Origin of the sequence: Pseudonocardia sp. MH-G8 (assembly GCF_002262885.1) — a bacterium.
Taxonomy (GTDB): domain Bacteria; phylum Actinomycetota; class Actinomycetes; order Mycobacteriales; family Pseudonocardiaceae; genus Pseudonocardia.
The window spans coordinates 40,487-60,324 of the sequence record NZ_NKYF01000021.1 but is presented as its reverse complement, the minus strand read 5'-3'; the positions used below and the strand labels follow the sequence as shown (position 1 = coordinate 60,324).

Annotated in this window: 20 protein-coding genes; 13 read left to right on the top strand and 7 right to left on the bottom strand. The window is 71.7% G+C overall.

Features of this window, described 5'->3' with window-relative positions; translation table 11 throughout:
* Positions 1-4 precede the first annotated feature (4 nt).
* The 5 genes from CFP66_RS33205 to CFP66_RS33185 form a co-directional block, all read right to left on the bottom strand.
* Complete coding sequence (locus CFP66_RS33205; protein ID WP_198961828.1) at positions 5-1,048, bottom strand: glycoside hydrolase family 88 protein; 1,044 nt, start codon at positions 1,046-1,048, stop codon at positions 5-7.
* 3 nt (positions 1,049-1,051) lie between these two features.
* Positions 1,052-2,020, bottom strand: a complete 969-nt coding sequence (locus CFP66_RS33200; protein ID WP_094929200.1) for a zinc-binding dehydrogenase — start codon at positions 2,018-2,020, stop codon at positions 1,052-1,054.
* Between the two features lie 26 nt (positions 2,021-2,046).
* Entirely contained in the window at positions 2,047-2,859 is an 813-nt protein-coding gene (locus CFP66_RS33195; protein WP_233159931.1) for an SDR family oxidoreductase, read from the bottom strand.
* Complete coding sequence (locus CFP66_RS48115; RefSeq protein WP_158228303.1) at positions 2,852-3,322, bottom strand: 2,4'-dihydroxyacetophenone dioxygenase family protein; 471 nt, start codon at positions 3,320-3,322, stop codon at positions 2,852-2,854. The genes CFP66_RS33195 and CFP66_RS48115 overlap by 8 nt, the downstream gene beginning before the upstream one ends.
* A 109-nt stretch (positions 3,323-3,431) precedes the next feature.
* Complete coding sequence (locus CFP66_RS33185) at positions 3,432-4,367, bottom strand: LysR family transcriptional regulator (protein WP_158228302.1); 936 nt, start codon at positions 4,365-4,367, stop codon at positions 3,432-3,434.
* A 184-nt stretch (positions 4,368-4,551) separates the two neighbouring features.
* On the opposite strand from CFP66_RS33185, the gene CFP66_RS33180 reads away from it, so the two are divergent.
* From CFP66_RS33180 to CFP66_RS33120, 13 genes are all read left to right on the top strand, one after another.
* Positions 4,552-5,463: a LysR family transcriptional regulator gene (locus CFP66_RS33180; RefSeq protein WP_094929197.1), complete on the top strand. Its 912-nt coding sequence runs from the start codon at positions 4,552-4,554 to the stop codon at positions 5,461-5,463.
* A gap of 178 nt (positions 5,464-5,641) precedes the next feature.
* On the top strand, positions 5,642-6,667 hold the full coding sequence (locus tag CFP66_RS33175) for a TRAP transporter substrate-binding protein (RefSeq protein WP_094929196.1): 1,026 nt from the start codon (positions 5,642-5,644) through the stop codon (positions 6,665-6,667).
* Entirely contained in the window at positions 6,660-7,436 is a 777-nt protein-coding gene (locus CFP66_RS33170; RefSeq protein WP_094929195.1) for an SDR family NAD(P)-dependent oxidoreductase, read from the top strand. Before CFP66_RS33175 ends, CFP66_RS33170 begins: the two co-directional genes overlap by 8 nt.
* Positions 7,421-8,233: an enoyl-CoA hydratase/isomerase family protein gene (locus tag CFP66_RS33165; protein ID WP_094929194.1), complete on the top strand. Its 813-nt coding sequence runs from the start codon at positions 7,421-7,423 to the stop codon at positions 8,231-8,233. The genes CFP66_RS33170 and CFP66_RS33165 overlap by 16 nt, the downstream gene beginning before the upstream one ends.
* Before the next feature lie 34 nt (positions 8,234-8,267).
* Complete coding sequence (locus tag CFP66_RS33160; protein ID WP_158228301.1) at positions 8,268-9,473, top strand: glycoside hydrolase family 88 protein; 1,206 nt, start codon at positions 8,268-8,270, stop codon at positions 9,471-9,473.
* A complete protein-coding gene (locus CFP66_RS48110; RefSeq protein WP_158228300.1) occupies positions 9,470-10,072 on the top strand; it encodes a TRAP transporter small permease in 603 nt (200 codons plus the stop codon). The genes CFP66_RS33160 and CFP66_RS48110 overlap by 4 nt, the downstream gene beginning before the upstream one ends.
* Positions 10,069-11,406 (top strand): TRAP transporter large permease, encoded by a 1,338-nt coding sequence (locus tag CFP66_RS33150; protein ID WP_094929191.1) that lies wholly within the window; start codon positions 10,069-10,071, stop codon positions 11,404-11,406. Before CFP66_RS48110 ends, CFP66_RS33150 begins: the two co-directional genes overlap by 4 nt.
* Before the next feature lie 36 nt (positions 11,407-11,442).
* Positions 11,443-12,369 (top strand): dihydrodipicolinate synthase family protein, encoded by a 927-nt coding sequence (locus CFP66_RS33145; RefSeq protein WP_094929190.1) that lies wholly within the window; start codon positions 11,443-11,445, stop codon positions 12,367-12,369.
* Positions 12,366-13,388, top strand: coding sequence for a LacI family DNA-binding transcriptional regulator (locus CFP66_RS33140; protein WP_094929189.1), 1,023 nt, complete (start codon positions 12,366-12,368; stop codon positions 13,386-13,388). The genes CFP66_RS33145 and CFP66_RS33140 overlap by 4 nt, the downstream gene beginning before the upstream one ends.
* Positions 13,389-13,469: 81 nt before the next feature.
* Positions 13,470-13,880 (top strand): MaoC/PaaZ C-terminal domain-containing protein, encoded by a 411-nt coding sequence (locus CFP66_RS33135; protein ID WP_233159929.1) that lies wholly within the window; start codon positions 13,470-13,472, stop codon positions 13,878-13,880.
* A 1-nt stretch (position 13,881) separates the two neighbouring features.
* Complete coding sequence (locus CFP66_RS33130) at positions 13,882-15,084, top strand: acyl-CoA dehydrogenase family protein (RefSeq protein ID WP_094929187.1); 1,203 nt, start codon at positions 13,882-13,884, stop codon at positions 15,082-15,084.
* Between the two features lie 9 nt (positions 15,085-15,093).
* Positions 15,094-16,287, top strand: coding sequence for a CaiB/BaiF CoA-transferase family protein (locus CFP66_RS33125; RefSeq protein WP_233159928.1), 1,194 nt, complete (start codon positions 15,094-15,096; stop codon positions 16,285-16,287).
* A complete protein-coding gene (locus CFP66_RS33120; RefSeq protein ID WP_094929186.1) occupies positions 16,284-17,456 on the top strand; it encodes a glycoside hydrolase family 88 protein in 1,173 nt (390 codons plus the stop codon). The genes CFP66_RS33125 and CFP66_RS33120 overlap by 4 nt, the downstream gene beginning before the upstream one ends.
* 27 nt (positions 17,457-17,483) lie before the next feature.
* Here CFP66_RS33120 and CFP66_RS33115 read toward each other — a convergent pair whose 3' ends face one another.
* The gene (locus CFP66_RS33115; protein WP_094929185.1) at positions 17,484-18,596 is read right to left on the bottom strand and encodes an NDMA-dependent alcohol dehydrogenase; all 1,113 of its coding nucleotides are present in this window, start codon (positions 18,594-18,596) and stop codon (positions 17,484-17,486) included.
* A 15-nt stretch (positions 18,597-18,611) separates the two neighbouring features.
* Entirely contained in the window at positions 18,612-19,835 is a 1,224-nt protein-coding gene (locus tag CFP66_RS33110; protein ID WP_094929184.1) for a CaiB/BaiF CoA-transferase family protein, read from the bottom strand.
* Between the last annotated feature and the right edge of the window lie 3 nt (positions 19,836-19,838).

Below are 19,838 nucleotides of genomic sequence, written 5' to 3'. Positions count from 1 at the left end.
GGCGTCAGCCGGGCAGCCCGAGGGGCTTGCGGAGCGCGTGGCAGGCGAGCAGGAAGAAGCCCTGCCCGAACGGGGTCACACCGAACGGGACCCCGGGGCCACCGGGCGGCACCGAGACGCCGCGGACCGCTCCGTCCTCGCTCACCTCACCGCTCACGACGCGGACGGCGCGCACCGCGGCGTCGATCAGCTCGGGGTCGACCAGTCCCTGCTCCACCGCCTTCGCCGCGGCGTAGGCGAACATCACGCTGCCCGACGACTCCAGCGGCGAGTCCGGGTCGTCGAGGATGTTGCGGAGGTACCCGGTGCGGTCCTGGTGACGCGCCATCGCGCTCAGGGTGCGGACCGCCGCATCGGCCAGCCACCGGCTCTTCTCGTGGTCCGGGCACAGCTCCAGCAGCTGCACGGCTGCGGCCACCAGCCATCCGTTGCCGCGGGACCAGAAGGTGGACTGGGGGAATGAGTTCGGTGTCTCGCGCCAGGCGTGCCGCGCGAGGTGCGCCTGCGGGTCTACCAGGTGCTGGACATGCACGTCGAACTGGTGGAACGCCTCGTCGACGTAGGCGGTGTCCCCGGTCACCGTGCCGAAGCGGGCGAGGAAGGGGCACATCATGTAGACGAAGTCCACCCAGAGCTCGGGGCCGTCCTTGTGCGACCAGATGCCGCCGTCGCTGGTGCGCGGTGCCCGCATCAGCGCCGCGACCTGGCGTTCGGCAGCCTCGAGGTAGCGGGCGTCGCCGGTCCGCTGGTGCAGCTCCAGCAGCGGGTACCCGAAGCTCGAGCTGAGCGGGCCGTGCGGGGTCGCGCGCCCCACGTGGCTGCCCGCAGGGAAGTACTCGGGTTCGCTGAACGACAGGTTGCCCTGCGAGTTCTGGGTGGCGACGGCCCGATCGAGCCAGCCCTTGACGACGGCGACCTCCTGGTCGTCCCCGCAAGCCAGTACACCGCTCATCGCCGACGCGCGCTGCCAGTCGTCACGCTGCCGGTCGATCGTGATCGTGTACGTGAGGACCCTCTTGACCACGCTCTCGAGGTTCTGTTCGCTCACCTGTCAGCCCTTTCGTGCGTCGATGATGACTTTCAGTTCGAGTCCGGACCCGAGTCGTTCGAAGGCCGCCGCGGCATCGCCGAGCGGCACCGTGGACGTGATCAACACGTGGGGATCGATGCATCCGGATGCCAGCGCCACGACCGCCGCATCGATGTCGGGACGCTCGTAGGTCCGCGTGCCGACGACATCCAGCTCGCGGAAGGCGACGTCCTGCAGATCGAACGGGGTACTGCCCGGGTAGATCCCGACGACCACCAGGGTCCCGCCCGTCGCCACCGCCCCCGTGACCCCCGGCGACACGGCGGGGTGTCCCGTGCAGTCGAACACCACCGGGGCCCGCGGGGGCCGCGCCGGCACCTCGAACCCGAGCTGCCGCGCCGCCTCCGCTCGATGTTCGAGCGGCTCGCTGAACGTGATCGCCGAGCACCCGGTTGCCCGGGCCAGCAGGCCGACGAGCAGGCCGATCGGCCCGGCGCCCACGACGTGCACGGTGTCCTCGGGGCGCGCCCCGCTCCGGCGGAGCGCGCGGGAGGCCACCGCAGTCGGCTCGATCAACACAGCCGTGTGCAGGTCCAGACCGGGAGGCAGTGCTACCAGCCCTCCTTCGGGAGCCGCCAATTGCGTCGCCAACCCGCCGGGAACGTCGATGCCCAGGAGCCCCAGCCGATCGCAGATATGGCTCAGGTCCGTGCGGCACGGGACGCACTCCCCGCAGGAGAGGGAGGGGTTCACGAACACCGGGGTCCCGGCCGCGATGCCGCCGGTCTCGGCGGCGGTCCAGCCGACGATCTCGTGGCCGAGCACGACCCCCGGCTTCGCACGCGGATGCAGGCCCTGCCAGATGTGCAGGTCCGTTCCGCAGATGCCCGCGTAGGCGACGTCCACCACGGCCCAGCCCGGGGACGCCGCGGGGGCCGGTTTCTCGGCGACCGAGACCACGCCCGCGCCGCCCCATTCCACTGCCCGCATCGATGTGCCCTCCTGATCGGGACCGCTCACCGGGTAAGCCAGCCCCCGTCCACCGCGACGACGGCACCCGACACGTAGTCCGAGGCCGCCGAGGCGAGGAACACCGCCGCTCCCACCAGGTCGTCCGGCGTGCCCCACCGGCCGGCCGGGATCCGCCCCCGCACCGCCCGCTCGCGATCGGTGTCCGCGCGCAGTGCCGCCGTCGTCGCCGTGCTGATGTAGCCGGGCGCGATCGCATTGACCTGCACGCCCCGACCTGCCCATTCGTTGGCCAACGAGCGGGTCAGTCCGAGAATCGCGTGCTTGCTCGCGGCGTACGCCGGCACGTGCCATCCACCTTGGAAACTCAGCATCGACGCGATATTGATGATCTTTCCCTCGCCGCGATCCAGCATCGGCCCGCCGACCGCCTTCGCGAGGCGGAAAGCGGCAGTGGCGTTGACCTCCAGCACCGCATCCCAATCGCCGTCCGGAAACCGCTCACTGGGCGCGCGCCGCATAACCCCGGCGTTATTGACGAGGATGTCCACCGCCCGGTTCGCCAGCAGTTCCGATATCGCTCGGTCGGTGGCGGCACGATCAGCGAGGTCCGTCACGAGTTCAACGGCCTGCACTCCGTGCTCGCGCACCCGGCCGGCGATCGCGGCGAGGTTGGCCGAATCCGAGCCGAGCACGACGTCGGCCCCGGCGGCCGCGAGGCCGGCGGCGATCGCGGACCCGATGCCGCTCCCGGCTCCGGTCACGAGGGCCCGGCGCCCGCGCAGCGAGAACATCGGGAGGGGCTTCGGAGCGACCGCCCGGGCCGTCTCGTAGATCCGGCGCGCCGCGATCCTAGTCACGAGAGAAGACCACCGGCGCGAGCTTCAAGCCCTCCCGCCTGCAGAAGTCCTCGTACAACGCCAGCTTGGTCTCCGGCGTCTCCGTCCGCAGGACGCGGTCGTCGTCATCGAGGTACTCGATCGGCCCGTGGATATTGAACAATGTGATCATCTCGTCGGCGCCGTCCGTGACGAGGGTGTGCACGTCCCCGCGGCCTTCGAAGACGAAGTCCCCGGCGTGAGCCACCCAGTCGTGCTCGAGGTACCGCCAGCTCCCCTTGATCACCCAGGCCTCCACGGCACCGAGGTGGCGATGCCGCGAGATCCGCCCGGACTTCGTCACCTTGAGCAGGTTCACCCATGTCGAGCTGCTAGGCGACAGGCGCACAGGCTTGAACCAGATGTTCTCGCCCTGCGGGACCCACGGAATCTGTTCCGTCTGCACCAGCAGGTCGGTGACCGAACGGGTTTCCACGGTCGACATCGGATTGACCACCTCGCATTGTTGGACCTTGTGTGCGAACGACGCTACTGAGCGCGGATGCGAATCACCAGAACGTGCCGCGGATAGTGGATATCCGCTGTGGGGATATTCAGCCGCTCCCGATCTGGGCCGGCACTGCCGCCGTTGCCTCGGGAGGCGGCGCAGACCGGATGGACTCGATGAGAACACGCGCCGCCGGTTGCAGATCGCGGCGATCGTCCCAGAAGAGCGCGACCTGACGCATGCAGAGGGCATCGCGGATCGGCACGGTGGCGATGCCCTGCAGCTTGGAGATCGACATTGCGAGCGCGTTGGTCACGCCCACGCCGAAGCCGGCCCGCGTCAGTGCCACCAGGGTCTGCGGCTCGTTGGTCTGCAGGACGATGTCGGGATCCAGGCCTGCGCGCCGGAACGCCTCCTGGGTCTCGAACTGCTGGTTCCCCTCCGTGGTGCTGCCGATCGTGATGATCCGGTGTGCAGCGACCTCGGCGAGGCCCACCCGGTCCCGCCCACTCAACGGGTGTCCCTGTGCCGGTACGACCGCCACAAGGGGCTCCTCCCACAGCACGTGGGACGACAGCGGTTCGACGGGGGCCGGGAGGACCGGACGGAGCGCGAGTTCGACCTTGCCCTCGCGCAGCGCCCGCCCCAGCAGCGTCGTCGGCGCTTCCAGCAGCGAGACCGTGACGTCCGGGTGCTTCCGGGTGAACTCGCGCAGGAGCCGAGGCACGAACGCTGCGCCGACACTCGGGTAGAAACCCAGGCTGACGCTGCCGCGCAGGAGGTCGAGGACCGCGGCGACGTCGAGTTCGCCCGCTTCGAGGTGCCGGAGCACCGCGCGCGCGTGCGTCAGGAAGGCGGCGCCCGCCGCCGTGAGTTTCACCGGACGCTCGTGCCGGTCGATCACGGTGGCTCCGAGCCGTCGCTCGAGCTCGGCGATGTGCGTGCTCACCCGCGGCTGCGACCGGTAGGTGGCGTTCGCCGCCGCGGCGAAGCCGCCGTTGTCGACGACCGCGACGAAACTCGTGAGCCATTCCAGCCTCATGCGACCGACCGTCCGCCCTCGCCCCGGCCGGCGGCCGGAATGGTGGCTGCCATGGTTGCGCTCCTCACTGAGCGTTCGCATCTGGCGCGGTCGACTTCCGCCGACCCGGTGACGCTCACCATGCGAGCAGCAGATCTGCACACGCAAGGCGCAGATCTCCACGGCGCTGTGCACAATCGCACGCGTGGTGTCTGCTGACGATCTCCGGTACTTCCTCGCCGTCGCGAGGCGCGGTCGGTTGACGCTGGCCGCTGCCCAGTTGGGCGTGGACCACACCACCGTGGGCCGCCGGGTCGTCGCCCTCGAGCGCGCGCTCGGACAGCGGCTGTTCGACCGCGCAGCGCACGGCTGGCAGCTCACGGAGAGCGGGCACCGGCTGCTCGGTCCGGCAGAGCTGGTCGCGACCGCAGTCGCATCCGCCGAGGAGCTCCTGGGGGGACGGGGCCAGTCGCTGACCGGCGCGGTCCGCATCGTATGCCCCGACGGCTTCGGAGCCTTCCTCCTCGCCCCCGCACTGGGTGCGCTGCAACGGGACCATCCCGCATTGACCGTGGAGCTCATCACCGCCAGCCCGCACGTCGCGCACACGCTGCAGGAGTTCGACCTGGCGGTGATCCAACGCGTACCCAGCTCGCGCAGGGTGGTCCGGCAGCACCTCACGGACTTCTACCTGCGCCTCTACGCCACCCCCGACTACCTGAGCAGCCACCCGAGGGTGCGCTCGGCCGCGGACCTCGCCGACCACGTCGTCATCTGGCACATCGACGACATGCTGGACGTGCCGCCACTGAGCGCACTGCACGCGCTGCTGCCGTCGCGGATCGCCATTCAGTCCACCAACCTCGTCGCGCACTGGCAGGCCGCCGCGGCGGGTGTGGGCATCGCACCCCTACCCCAGTACATCGCCGCACACGACCCGCGCCTGGTCCCGGTGCTCCCCGAGCTCCAGTTCCGCGGCACCTACTGGCTCGCGCTGCGCCGCGAGCACGCGCGGCTCACCCGGGTCCGGGCGGTGGAGGTGCTGATGCAGGAGATCGTCGCCGCTCGTCAGGACGATCTCCTGGGGCCGATCCGCGGTCCACTGCCGCCGCGCTGAACCCGCCTCCGGCCGGGCCTGGAGCGGCCGCCACCGACCCTTGACTCAGACGCAGCGGCTCCTTACAGTTCGCTGCGCAATCGGTTGCGCTATCGATTGCGTAACCGTCCGAGATCGCAGGACGCGTCCTCACACCCACCCCCCACTCGCACTGGCGCGGCGCAGGGAGGAAACCCACATGCCCCTCAGGACACGGGTGCTCGCAACCGGAGCTCTCGCCACCGCACTGCTGGCCGTTGCCGCGTGCGGAGGACAGGGCCCGGCCGGCGGCGGCACCGCAGAGCTGACGTTCGCCTACGAGGGCCCGCTCGGCACGGGGCACGAGCTCGCCGCCGAGATCTTCGAGGACAGCCTCGACGAGGTGTCGAACGGCGCCTTCGAGCTGCAGATGTTCCCGGCTGCGCAGCTCGGCGGCGAACCGGCGCTGCTGGAGTCCGTCCGCAGCGGAGACATCGACTTCGTCCTCTCCTCGACGGCGAACGCCGCGGCGATCGCTCCCGAGTCGGGCGTGCTGTCGCTGCACTACCTCTTCGACGGACCGGACGACGTGATCGCGACCGTCGGCAGCCCCGAGGTCAACGAGGCGTACCAGGCCATGGCCGCGGAGCGCGTCCAGGGCGCGCGGCCGCTGACGCTCTTCACCCTCGACCTGCGCAACATGTACGGCGACTCCCCGGTGCGCTCCGTGCAGGACCTCCAGGGCAGCGCGGTCCGGGTCCAGGCCACCGCCACGGAGGACACCATCTTCAGCGCGTACGGGGCGCAGCCGGTGCACATGGCGTTCCCCGAGCTCTACACCGCGCTGCAGACGGGCACCGTCGACGCGGCCGAGAACGCCGTGACCTACTACGGGCTCAACCGGCACTACGAGGTGGCGCCGGTCATGTCGATGACCGAGCACGCCGGCAACGTGCAGGTCCTCTGGGTCTCGCAGCGCACGTGGGACGGGTTCACGCCCGAACAGCAGACCGCGGTCACGGAGGCGGCCATGCGGGTGCGCGACGAGCAGCCGCGGGCGGCCTTCGAGCTCCAGCAGGAGCTCCAGACGGAGTACCGCGAGCTCGGCGTGCAGTTCGTCGAGGACGTCGACAAGGAGAGCTTCCGCCAGCGCTCGGTCCCCCTCCAGGACCAGGTGGCCGAGGGCCTCGGCCCGCACGCCGTCACCATCCTCGACGCGGTCCGCTCGGTGACGCGGAATGGCTGACGCACGGCGCGGCGACGTGTTCGACCTGGACGGCGCCGTCGCAGTCGTCACCGGCGCGGCCCGCGGCATCGGGTTCGCGGCGTCCCGCGCGATGGCCCGGCGGGGAGCGGTCGTCGTGATGTTCGACCTGCTCGCCGCCGAGCTCGAGGACGCTGCCACCGCGATCCGCGCCGACGGCAGCGAGGTCGTCGCGGTCGCCGGCAGCGTCACCGACGAGGCCGACCTCGACCGGCTCGTCGAGGAGGCCACCGACCGCGGACCCGTCTCCGTGGTCGCGAACTGCGCCGGCGTCATCCGCCGCACCCCGATCGACGAGCTGACGCTCGCGGACCTGCAGGTCATGTGGGACGTGAACGTCGGCGGCACCGTCGGCGTCACCCAGCGGTTCCTGCCCACGATGATCGAGCAGCGCTACGGCAAGGTCATCAACGTCGGGTCGCTCGGCTCGGTCACCGGCCTGGAGCGGCGCACGGCCTACGCCACGACGAAGGGCGCGGTGTCCCAGTACACCGTCAGCCTGGCCTCGGAGGTCGGCGTCCACGGGATCCGCGCGAACGTCGTCGCCCCGGGCTACGTCGACACGGCGATGACCGGCCCCTACATCTGGGGCGAGCCGGCCCGGACCGAGGAGCTGCTCGGGCGGATCCCGCTCGGACGCTTCGCGAAGCCCGAGGACCTCGAAGGGCTGTTCGTGTTCCTCGCCAGCCCGGCCTCCGACTACATCACCGGCCAGGTGCTCGTCATCGACGGCGGATGGCGGGCCCGGTGACCGGCGTGGAAGGAACCCCGGCGACGACACCGTCGGTCGACGTCTCGTCGCACGGCCCGGTCGCGGTCGTCCGGGTCTCGAACCCGCCGTTGAACCTGCTCACCTCGCAGCTGCGCGGCGATCTGCACAGGATCGCGGACGACATCCGCGACGACCGGTCGGTGCGCGCGGTGGTGCTCACCGGCGCCGGCGAGCGCGCGTTCTCGGTGGGGTCGGACATCCGCGAGTTCCCCGTCGACGCGGCCGCGGGCCGGCGCCGCGCGCAGCACGAGCACGCCTGCTACGACGCGATCGCCGGCCTCCCCCAGCCCGTCGTGGCGGCCCTGACCGGCCACGTGCTCGGCGGCGGGCTCGAGCTGGCCCTCGCGTGCGACCTGCGGGTGGCCGACGCCGGCGCCCGGCTCGGCCTCCCCGAGGTCAAGCTGGGCGTGTTCCCCTCGGGCGGCGGAACCTCCCGGCTCCCCCGCCTCATCGCTCCGTCCCAGGCCAAGCGCCTGATGCTCCTCGGCGAGACCGTCGACGCCGAGCGGGCGGCAGCGCTCGGGCTCGTCGACGAGGTCGCGCCGGCCGGCACCGCCGAGGACGTCGCCCTGCAGCTGGCCGGGCGGATCGCGCAGCTGCCCGCCATGGCGGTCCAGGCGATCAAACGGGCCGTGGACCACGGGCTCGCCCACGGCGCCCGTGCCGGCCAGGAGCTGGAGGCGGAGCTCATCGCCGGGCTGTTCGGCACCGCGGACGCACAGGAGGGTGTCCGCGCCTTCCTCGACTCCCGCCCACCCCGGTTCGCGCACCGATGACACCACGAGACCCCGACGCGGAAGGACCCCACCGGTGAACCAGGACTGGTCCGACTACCTGGCGGCAGCCCGACGCGAAGAGCGGCGGACCCGCCGGCACCCCGATCGGCACTACCCCCACTGCAGCGAGAAGGGTGCATGGGAGCTGCTCGACGCCTCGGCGGTCAGTTCGTGGGACGGCGCGAGCTACGAACACGGCAACTGGACCGCCGGGTTCTGGTTCGGGACGATGTGGCTCGCGGCTCGCGGGCTGCAGGACGACGCGCCCGCCGACCGCGCCCGGGCCAAGCTGATCGACCTGCGCGAGCGCGCGTGCGACCACACCACGCACGACCTCGGGTTCCTCTTCCATTCCAGCCTCGCCCTCGGCTACCAGTGCGGCTTCCTGGACGAGAAGGACGTCGCACCCGCCCTCGACGCCGCGCGGATGACGGTGCGACGGTTCAACGAGCCCGGCCGCTACATCCAGGCCTTCGGTCCGGTCGGCGAGCTGCGCGGGGCCGGGACCAGCACCATCGACACGCTGATGAACCTGCCGCTGCTGTGGTGGGCCCACGACCTGACGGGGGACCCCCGCCTCCTCGAGGTCGCCCGGCAGCACGCCCGCACCTCGGCCCGCCTGCTCGTGCGGCCCGACGGCTCGACCGTGCACCTCATGGATCTCGACCCGGTCTCCGGCGCCTTCCTGGCCGAGTCGACGCTGCAGGGCGCGTCGCCGGCCTCCGCGTGGTCGCGCGGCTCCGGCTGGGCGATCTGCGGGCTGGCCTGGGCCTACGCGGCCTGCGGCGAGCCGGAGCTGCTGGCCGCCGCGGAGCGTGCCGCTGCCTACTACGAGCGGATGAGCCCGCTCGACGCCGTTCCCCCGTGGGACTTCGCCGACCGCTCGGCCGAGGCGCCTCCGGACGCGAGCGCGGGCGCCGCCGTCGCTCTCGGGTACCTGATCCTCGGCACCCACCACCCGGACCCGGCGGCCCGCGACCGGTTCGACACCTCCGCACGGCAGCTGCTCGCCACCCTCACCCGATCCGCCCTAAACCGGCAGGACGACGTCGACGGCGTGCTGCTGCACTCGTGCTACTCGGTGCCGCACGGCCGGGGCGTCGACGGCGCCACGGCGTGGGGCGACTTCTACTACGCGCTGGCGATGGCCGTGGCGCACGGGGCGCTGCCCCTGGCCACGGTGCTCGGCGGGCGGGCCGACCGGTGCACCGCACCCGCCGACGCAGCAGGGCGGGGGTGACGCAGGTGGTTACCGTCGCGGAGTTCCTCGCCGGCAACAGCCTGATCTCCCAGGAGGAGCGCCACCTCAAGGTGCGCGCGCTCGACGCGGTCGAGCTCGTCCTCCTGTGCGTGTGCGGGCTGCTCCTGTTCACGTTCACCTGCACCGTCCTGCTCGACGTGCTCACCCGCACGCTCGGCGCACCGTGGTTGTGGCTGCAGGAGGCCACGCTCATCGCCTTCGTGTGGGGCCTGTTCCTCGGCGCCGCGGTGGCCCTGCGCCGCAACGAGCACATCTACCTCACGTCCGTCACGACCTCGATGGCCGGACGCCGCAGGCTCGCCATGGAGACGTTCAACAGCCTGGTGATGATCGGCATCACGGTGACCGTGGCCGTCACCGGGTTCCGCGTCTTCCAGCAGGGTTTCGGCAACCTGCTCCCGGTCACCGGGCTCCCGCTGGCGTACCTCACGGGGGCCGTCCCGGTCTTCGCCGTCCTGTCCGCGGTCTTCGCCGTCGAGCGACTCGTGAAGGGCTGGCGCACGGGCTTCGAGGGCGCCACGCACGACCCCCGCGAGCAGGCGCTGCGCGCCGCCGAACTCGACGGCCCGGTCTCATGAGCAACGACGTCGTCATCCTCGTGATGCTGGGGCTCTTCCTCGGCCTGTCCTTCCTCGGCACGCCCGTCGCGTTCGCGCTGATCGGGGCGGTCCTCGTCGGCACCGCGCTGTCCGGGGCGGGCTTCGAGGCCGTCGTCTCGCAGCTGTTCAACGGCGTCAACAGCGTCCCGCTCCTGGCACTGCCCTTCTTCCTGCTCGTGGCCGAGCTCATGCACTCCACGGACGTCACTGCGAAGATCATCCGGTTCGTGCAGTCCCTGGTGGGCCACATCCGCAGCAGCCTCGCCCAGGTGGACTCCCTGTTCAGCATCCTGTTCGCCGGGGTGTCGGGCTCCTCGACCGCCGATGTCGCCGCCAACGCGAAGGTCCTCCTGCCTGCCATGCGCAAGGAGGGCTACGACATGGCGAGCGCGGCGGCGCTGATCGCCGCCTCGTCGACGATCGCCAACATGATCCCGCCGAGCATCCTCGCGGTCGTCTACGGCGCGGCGGGCGGCGTGTCGATCGCCGGGCTGTTCCTCGGTGGCGCCGTTCCCGGACTCATGATCGGTGCCGGCCTGATGCTGTACGCCTACTTCTTCGTGCACGCGGGCGAGCCCCGGCCACGGGCGTCGTTCCGTGAGATCGCGGGTGCCGCGAAGGGCAGCGCGCTGCCGATGATGATCCCGCTGATCATCATGGGCGGCATCCTGGGCGGGGCCTTCACCCCCACCGAGGCCGGCATGATCGCTGCCGTCTTCGTGATCATCGTGCTGATCCCGCTGACCGCGCGCAAGCACCTCCCCCGGCTCCCGCGGGACTTCGTCAACGCCGCCGTCCTCTACGCGCTCCCGCTCATCGCGGTCGCCGCGGCCTCCGCGTTCGCCTGGCTGTTCACCTACCTCGGCGGGGCCGAGGCCGTGTCCGACGTCGTGCTCGCTGTCGCGGGCGAGGAGTCGATCGGCATCCTGCTCACGGTCGTGGTGATGCTCGTCGTCATCGGACAGTTCGTCGACGCCATCCCCGCGATCATCGTGCTGATGCCGATCATTGCGACGCTGCAGGAACAGGGCGACGTCAACCCGATCCACATGGGCGTGGTCGTCATCGTCACACTCGCGCTGGGCCTGATCACCCCGCCCTACGGCCTCTCGCTGCTGCTCTCCACGTACTTCGCGAAGGTCAGCTTCTACTCCGGGGTGCGGCGATCGGTGCCGCTGTACGGCATCTTCTTCGGCGTCATCGCACTGCTGGTGTTCTTCCCGGAGATCTCGCTGTGGCTGCCGCGCCTGCTCACCCCGCAGGCCGCGGGCTGCTTCCCCGCACCGGGCGGCGATGGCTTCATCTGCCCTTGACGTCGACGACAGGTAGCGAACGGTAGTGAGGAACACATGAAGCTGAGCGGAGTCATCCCGGCGTGCATCCTGCCGATGCACCCCGACGGGAGCATCGACGAGACGGCCTACGCCGCCCACCTGGAGCAGCTCGTCTCCACGCCCGGCGTCCGCGGGCTGACCTGCAACGGGCACGCGGCGGAGGTCTCGACCCTGAGCCGGGGGGAGCGGCGGCGGGCCGTGGACATCGCCGTCGCGACGGTGGCCGGGCGGGTGCCCGTCATCTGCGGCATCCACGCCCGCGACCACCGCGAGGCGGCGGCGTACGCGGGCGACGCGCGCGCAGCGGGCGCCGACGCGCTGCTGGTGCTCCCCCCGGACTCGCTCGCCCACGACGCCGATCCGGCGGCAGCACTGCGCCATTTCGAGCACGTCGCGAGCACGGTCCCGCTGCCGCTGGTCGCCTTCGTCTACCCCGACTTCACGGGGATGCAGTACGGCGCGCAGCTGCTGGAGCGGATCTGCACCCTCGACGCCGTGGTGGCGATCAAGGAGTGGAGCCTGGACATCCGCGTGTACGAGCGCAACCTCGGCATCGCGCGGTCGGCGGGCCACGAGGTCACCATGCTGAGCAGCTTCAGCACGAACCTGCTGCCGACGCTGGCGCTCGGCGCGGACGGCATCCTGTCCGGTCACGGCAGCGTGGTCGCCGGGCTGCAGGCGCAGCTGTACGAGAGGGTCGCCGCAGGTGACCTCGCCGGCGCGCGGGAGGTCTACGGTCGGCTCCAGACGCTCACCGCAGTGGTCTACCGGGACCCGATGCCCAACATGTACGCGCGCATGAAGGAGCAGCTCGTCATGCTCGGCGCCGAGCTCACGACCACCGTGCGGGCGCCGCTGGTCCCGGTCACCGAGGCCGAACGCGCCGACCTGCGGCGGGCGCTCTCCGAAGCCGGTCTGCTCCCGGCCGGTGTCCGGTCGTGACCGATCCCGCACCGGACGCCCCCGCGAAGGGTGCCAAGGCGGTCGCGCAGCGGGCCGGGGTGTCGGTCACCACCGTCTCCCGGGTGCTGCGCGGTCAGGACGTCGCGATCTCCGAGGCCACGAAGCAGCGCGTGCTGGCGGCGGCGAAGGACCTGCGGTACCGCCCGAACTCGCTCGCCGTGGCGCTGCGCAAGGGCCACACGCGGGCGATCGGCCTGCTGGTTCCCGACATCGCCGATGCCTACTTCCACCAGCTCGCCCGCGGTCTGGAGGACGCGGCGCAGGAGGCCGGCTACACCGTCGTGCTGTGCAACACCGACCGCCAGCCGGCGAAGGAACGCTCCTACGTCGAGCTGCTGGCCGACCAGCAGGTGGAGGCGATCGTGTTCGCCGGCGGCGGGATCGACGAGGACGCCCACCTCACCGACTTCCCCTGGCACGGCATCCACGTCGTCGCGATCGGCCCGCACCGCCTGGACTGCCCGTCGGTCCGCGTCGACGACGCCGGCACGATCGAGCTGGCCGTCGACCACCTCGTCGAGCAGGGCAGCACCCGGATCCTGTGCCTCGCCGGGCGGCCCACCTGGCTCATCAACAAGGAGCGCCTGCGCGGGTACCGCCAGGCCGTCGAGCGGCACGGGCTGGAGCTCGACCCGCGGCTCGTGCGGACGGGTGACTTCTCGGTCGAGGCCGGCTACTCCTCGACCCGGGCCGCCCTCGGCGAGGGCGTGGAGTTCGACGGGGTGATGGCCTTCAACGACTACACCGCGATCGGGGCGGTGCAGGCGGTGACCGAGCACGGGCGGCGGGTGCCCGAGGACGTGGTGGTGGTCGGCTGCGACGACATCCCCATCTCGTCGCTGGTCTCGCCGCGGCTGACCTCCGTCAGCTTCCCCCAGTACGAGTTCGGGCGCGCGGCGATGGAGGTCATCCTCGAGATGGCGACCGGAGAGGTCGCCGCGCCCGTCCGGCAGTTCGCCTACCACCTCGAGGTGCGGGAGAGCAGCCGGCGCCCCTGAGGCCGGGCGTCCCGCCCCACCGTCATCGCACGTCGCCCGACGGGTGACGTCTGCCCATCGACCGAGAAGAAGGAGCACAACGTGCAGCAGCCAACAGTCGGGATGGAAACGACCTTCAGCAAGACCGTCGGAGAGGCCGACGTCTACGGCTTCGCCGGGATCAGCGGCGACCTCAGCCCCAACCACGTCGACGAGCAGTACATGAGCGGCACCCGGTACGGGAAGCGCATCGCGCACGGCGTGCTGTCCATCGCCTTCATGTCGACGTGCTCGTCGAAGCTCATCGAGAGCCTGGGCAACCCCCCGACCGTCTCCTACGGCTACGACCGGGTGCGCTTCATCAAGCCGGTGTTCATCGGCGACACCCTGACCGTGCGCTACACCGTCGCCGACGTCGACGAGCAGGAGCAGCGGTGCACGTCCGACGTCAAGGTGTTCAACCAGGACGGGGAGCTCGTCTCCGCCGCCACCCACATCCTGAAGCGGGTCTGACGTGGCGTCTTCCGCGTTCCTGACCGAGGACCAGCGCAGCGCGCGCGACCTCGCCCGGCGGTTCGCCACCGAGCGCGTCGCGAGGCGGGCCGCCGAGATCGACCGGGACGACGCCTTCCCGTGGGACCTCTACGGCGAGATGGCCGAGATCGGCCTGCTCGGCATCACCCTGCCCGAGGAGTTCGGCGGCGCGGGCATGGACGAGGTCTCGATGTGCCTCGTGCTCGAGGAGCTCGCCGCGGCCTCGGGCACCGTGGCCAACGCGGTGCTGCTGGCGAAGCTGCAGAGCGAGCTGATCACGCGCGCCGGCGACGACGAGCAGCGTCGCAGGCTCGTGCCCGCGATCGCCGCGGGCAGGCGCATCTGCCTCATCGCGGTGACCGAGCCGAACGCTGGCACCGACGTAAGCGGGATCGGGACGAATGCCGAGCGCGACGGCGACGGTTGGGTGATCAGCGGGACGAAGGCCTTCATGACCGCAGGCGCGGTCGGCGACGTGGCGGTCGTGCTCGCCAGGACCGACCCCGCGGCGGGCAAGCGCGGCTTCACCACCTTCCTCGTGGAGAAGAGCCCCGACGGCGACCCCTCCCGGGGATTCGTCGTCGGGCACAAGGACGAGCTGATGGGCATGCGGGGCCTCGCCACCGCCGGCATCGTCCTCGACGGGACGCGCGTCCCGGAGTCCGCCGTGCTGGGCGTCCCCGGGGAAGGCCTCCCCAGCGTGCTGCGCTCGTTCAGCAACGGGCGGATCGTCATCGCGTCCCTCGCCCTCGGCCTCGCGACCGGGGCGATGCAGGCCTCCCTCGCGTACGCGCAGGAGCGGGAGGCCTTCGGGCGGCCGATCGGCGACCAGCAGGCCGTGCAGATGATGCTGGCGGACATGGCGACCGAGACCGGGGCCGCCCGCCTGCTCATCCACCACGCCGCGCGGCTCAAGGACCAGGGCCTGCCCTTCGCCGCCGAGGCGTCGATGGCCAAGCTCTTCGCCTCCGATGTCGCCGTCCGCACCGCGAGCAACGCCGTTCAGGTGCACGGAGGGTTCGGCTACACGAAGGAGTCCACGGTCGAGCGGGTCTACCGCGACTCCAAGCTGACCCAGATCTACGAGGGCACCAACCAGATCCAGCGCGTCATCATCGCGCGCGACGCCCTCGGGGCCCGCCGACCCAGCCCTGCCGCCGACCGACCGTCCGTCAGCTCCTGAGGAGGACCAGTGGACCAGTCCCTGAAGCTGCTCGAGGGTGTGCGCATCATCGCCTTCACGCAGTTCCTGCTCGGGCCGGCGGCGGTGCAGTACCTCGCCGACATGGGCGCCGACGTCGTCAAGATCGAACCGCCTGCCGGACCGTACGAGCGGCGGTGGGCGGGCGCGGACGCCTACGTCAACGGGGTCAGCAGCTTCTTCATGCTGGCCCACCGCAACGTCCGCAGCATCAGCCTCGACCTGAAGCGGCCGGAAGGGCTCGAGGTGGCCCGCGAGCTCTGCCGCGGTGCCGACGTGGTCGTGTCGAACTTCCGACCGCGGGTCATGGAGAAGCTCGGGCTCGACCACCCGGAGCTGAGCCGGTTGAAGCCGGACCTGGTGTACGCCTGCGCCTCCGGCTACGGGTCGGACAGCCCGTACCGGGACCTGCCGGGGCAGGACCTGCTGCTGCAGGCCACCACCGGCCTCGCCGCGGCGACCGGCCGCAGCGACGGGCCGCCCGTCGCCGCCGGCGCCGCGATCGTCGACCAGCACGGCGCATCGCTGCTCGCCATGGGCATCCTCGCCGCGCTGCACCACCGGAGGGCGACCGGCGAGGGCCAGCGGGTGGAGGTGACGATGGTGCAGGCCGCTCTCGACCTGCAGCTCGAGCCGTACACCTACCACCTCAACGGCGGGACGGTGGAGCGTCCGACGACGGACCTCGCGTCGTCGTTCCACCAGGCTCCCTACGGCTTCTACGAGGTCGAGGACGGATACGTGGCGCTGTCGGTGTCCCCGATGCGCGCCATCAGCCAGGCACTCGGCGACCCCCAGGAGCTCGCGGACTACCTGGACCCGGAGGTCGCGCTCCCGCAACGCAACGAGATCCACAGCGCGCTCGCCCCCCTGCTCCGCTCCTTCCGCCGGGCCGAGCTGCTCGACCTGCTGCGCGCGCACGGCGTCTGGTGCGCCCCGGTCAACGACTACGACGAGGTGGACCGAGACCCGCTCGTGACCCACCTGAACCCCGTCGAGGAGATCGACCACCCGGAGGCCGGGACGGTGCGCCTGCTGAAGCACCCGATCCGCTACAGCTCGGGAGCGGCCGGAACCCGCCAGGTGCCGCCGGGCCACGGCGAGCACACCGACGAGGTGCTCGGCCAGGCCGGCTACTCCCGTGAGCAGATCGACGAGCTGCGGAAGGTCGGTGCGGTGACGTGAGCCTCGGTCGGACGGAGGTGCCGGCGGTCGACTGGGACGAGGCCCGCGCGCAGGTGCTCGCCCGGATCGACGACATGCTCGGGTCGGAACTTCCCGGCTTCCCGCACTGGGCAGACCCCACGACAGGCGAGTGGTTCTGCACCGAGGACGGCGACTGGACCGGCGGCGCGTGGCCCGGGATGCTCTGGTACGCCGCGGCGCAGACCGGGGACGGCCGCTACCGGGACGCTGCCCGCGCCTGGTGCGCGCGGATGTCGAAACGGGCTGACCGGACCACGGCGTTCAAGGGCTTCGGCTTCTTCCACGGCGTGGCGCTCGGCGACCTGCTCGTGGGCGACGAGCAGGCACGGGAGCTGGCGCTGCGGACCGCCTCGAGTCTCGTGACGATGTACGACGAGCGCCTGGGCCTGCTGCCGCTCGGCGTGCAGGCCGAGGAGTCGCACGCCGTCGGTGCGGCGGCTGCCAGCATCGACTCTCTGCAGGCCACCCCGCTCCTGCTGTGGGCTCATGGGGTGACCGGCGAAGCGCGGTACGCCGACATCGCCAGGGCGCACACCGAGCGGGTGCTCGACCTCCACGTGCGCGAGGACGGATCGGTGGTCCAGTCCAGCGAGCTCGATCCCGCCACCGGCGCCCTGATCCGCACGCACACGCACAAGGGCTACTCCGACACCAGCACGTGGTGCCGCGCCCAGGCCTGGGCGATCCTCTACTCCGCGCTGGCCGCGGCCCGGATGCCGGGAGCGGACGTCTGGTCACCGCACGCGATCCGCGTCGCGGACTGGTGGCTCGAACACGTCCCAGCCGACGGGGTGTCGTACTGGGACTTCGACGACCCCGCCATCCCCGAGACGCACCGCGACACCTCCGGCACTGCGATCGTGGCCAGCGGCCTGCTCCGGCTGGGCAGCGTGCTGGGCGAGCGGGGCGCGCGCTACACCGAAGCCGGCGAGCGCACCGTCGCCGCCCTCGTGGCGCGCCACCTCACGCCGTACCGCCCGGGCAGCGGCACGGCCACCCCAGGTCGGCTGCTCGACGGCTGCTTCAATCCGCGCCCGGAGTCGCGTCCGCAGGACGCGGTGGCGTCGGCCGAGCTGATCTTCGGGTCGTTCTTTCTGCTGGAGTGCCTGCAGATGCTCACCGGGGTCGCGGCGCCCGGCCGGGTCTGACCGGTCGGCACCGCGTCGGCTGCGGCCTCAGTGCTCGTGCAGCACCACGCCCCGGACGTTGCGGCCGTCGTACATGTCCCGGTAGCCCTGCTCGATCTGGTCCACCCGGTAGGTGTTGGTCACCAGCGTGTCGAGGTCGAGCCGCCCGCTTCGGTAGTACTGCAGCAACCGGGGGATGTCGCGGGTCGGGTTGCAGTTGCCGAACAGCGAACCCTTGATCGTCCGCGCGAAGATGGTCACGTCCCACGGCGACAGGTCGATCCCCTTGCCCCACTGACCGACGGCGGTCACCACGCAGGTGCCCATCTTGCTGGTCGCGCGCACCGCCTCCCCGAGCAGCCCGCCGTCCACCCGCCCGACGGTGACGATCAGCTTGTCCGCGCCCTGACCGTTCGTCAGGGCGTGCACGTGTGGCATCGCCTCACCGAGGCTGGGGAACGACGCGGTCGCCCCCAGCTGCTCGGCGACCTCCCGCTTGAGGGCGACCGGGTCGACGGCGACCACGTGCGCCGCGCCGGCCATCGCCGCGCCCTGCACGGCGTTCATGCCGACGCCGCCGGTGCCGAGCACGACGACCACGTCGCCAGCCTCGACCTTCGCGGCGTTGACGGCCGATCCCCAGCCCGTCGCCACTCCACAGGCGACCAGGCACGCGCGGTCGAGAGGGAGGTCGGGGTCGATGCGGATGCACTGCTCCTCGTTCGTCACGAGGTGGTTGGCGAACGTCCCGAGCCGTTGCATTGCGCCGATCCCGCGGCCGTCGCCGAGGTGGAACCGGGGTGTTCCGTCGAGGAGCAACCCCTCGGCCATCCCCTCGCCGTTGTCGCAGACGAACTGCATCCCCCGCGCGCACCAGGGGCACCGCCCGCAGCCCGGGATGAAGGCGGTGACCATGTGATCGCCGGGGGCGACGCGGGTGACCCCCTCCCCGACCGCTTCCACCACCCCGGCACCCTCGTGGCCCATGACGAGCGGCAGCGGCTGGAGGGTGTCGCCGGTGCGCAGGTGCTCGTCGGAGTGGCACATCCCCGACGCGACGACCCGGACCAGCACCTCCCCGGCCTTCGGCTCGTCCAGCCGCAGGTCCTCGACCTGGAACTCACCACCGACCTCGTGCAGCACGGCGCCGTGGACGGACATGGCTCTCCTCTCGTGTCACGTGCGGGACGGGTGGGCGGAGCCGGCGCGAACGACGCCGCGGTCGAGCAGGTCCTGGATCCGCGGCCCGTCGTAGCCGAGCTCGGCGAGCACCTCCCCGGTGTGCTCCCCGAGGCGTGGCGGGTGCCTCCGCACCGGCGGCAGCTCCCCGTCGTAGCGGACCGGGTGCTTCACCACCCGGCCGCTCCAGGAGCCGTCGCCGACCTCCTCGATCAGGCCGTTGTGCACGATCTGGGGGTGCTGCTCGACCTCGTCGTAGCCGAGCACCGGTGCGAACCAGATGCCCGCCCGCGCGAACGCGTCCGCGAGCTCGTCCAGCGTGCGCAGGGCGAGCTGCGCGGCGAGCGCGGCAGCGACCCGGTCCCGGTCGGCAACCGGGTCCAGGGCGACCAGGTCGGCCAGCTCCGGGAAGACCTGGGCCAGCTGGGGCAGCCCGACGAGCGACACCGCGACGTGCGCGTCGAGCGTCGGGTAGATCCCGTAGGGGGCCGGGTGGTACCAGGTGGCGAGCCGGGCGTGCCTGCCGAGCTGCTCCGCCCACGGGCGCTCGTCCCGGTTGAGGTAGAACGTGAACGCCTCCATCTGCAGGTCGACGCCCGCGTTGAGCAGGCTGGCCTCCACCCGGCAGCCGACCCCGCTCGTCGAGCGGCGGATCACCGCGGCGAGCACGCCCATGGCCAGCAGGGCGGCGCCGTGCTGGTCGGCCACCGCCGCACCGGCCGAGGTCGGGCTCGCACCGGACGCCGACGCGAGCCCGGTCAGGGCCTGGACGAGCAGGTCCTGACCGGGCAGGTCGGCCATCGGGCCGGTCGACCCGTACCCGGTGGCCGAGGCGTAGACCAGTCCCGGCCGGGTCGCGCTGAGCTGCTCGTAGGACAGGCCGAGCCGCTCCATGACACCGGGCCGGAAGTTCTCGATGACCACGTCGTAGTCGTCGAGCAGGTCCAGCACCACGCGGGTGCCCGCCGCCGACTTCAGGTCGACGGCGACGCTGCGCTGGTTCCGGTTGGCCGAGACGAACAGCGAGCTGGCCCCGTCCGGCCCGCGGCCGGGCCCGAGCACGCGCCGTTCCGCCGCCCCTTCCAGCGGCTCGATCTTGACGACCTCGGCGCCGAGGTCGGCGAGGTACTGGCAGGCGGCAGGACCCTGCAGCCAATGACAGAAGGACAGGACCCGCACCCCGGCCAGGAGCCGGGGTGCGGCGGACGAACCGTCGGGCATCGA

Bases quoted from the DNA above. Each gene is read 5' to 3' on its own strand.
- CFP66_RS33200 (WP_094929200.1), bottom strand. From the start codon at position 2,020: ATGCGGGCAGTGGAATGGGGCGGCGCGGGCGTGGTCTCGGTCGCCGAG.
- CFP66_RS48115 (WP_158228303.1), bottom strand. From the start codon at position 3,322: ATGTCGACCGTGGAAACCCGTTCGGTCACCGACCTGCTGGTGCAGACG.
- CFP66_RS33185 (WP_158228302.1), bottom strand. From the start codon at position 4,367: ATGAGGCTGGAATGGCTCACGAGTTTCGTCGCGGTCGTCGACAACGGC.
- CFP66_RS33175 (WP_094929196.1), top strand. From the start codon at position 5,642: ATGCCCCTCAGGACACGGGTGCTCGCAACCGGAGCTCTCGCCACCGCA.
- CFP66_RS33170 (WP_094929195.1), top strand. From the start codon at position 6,660: ATGGCTGACGCACGGCGCGGCGACGTGTTCGACCTGGACGGCGCCGTC.
- CFP66_RS33165 (WP_094929194.1), top strand. From the start codon at position 7,421: ATGGCGGGCCCGGTGACCGGCGTGGAAGGAACCCCGGCGACGACACCG.
- CFP66_RS33150 (WP_094929191.1), top strand. From the start codon at position 10,069: ATGAGCAACGACGTCGTCATCCTCGTGATGCTGGGGCTCTTCCTCGGC.
- CFP66_RS33145 (WP_094929190.1), top strand. From the start codon at position 11,443: ATGAAGCTGAGCGGAGTCATCCCGGCGTGCATCCTGCCGATGCACCCC.
- CFP66_RS33115 (WP_094929185.1), bottom strand. From the start codon at position 18,596: ATGTCCGTCCACGGCGCCGTGCTGCACGAGGTCGGTGGTGAGTTCCAG.
- CFP66_RS33110 (WP_094929184.1), bottom strand. From the start codon at position 19,835: ATGCCCGACGGTTCGTCCGCCGCACCCCGGCTCCTGGCCGGGGTGCGG.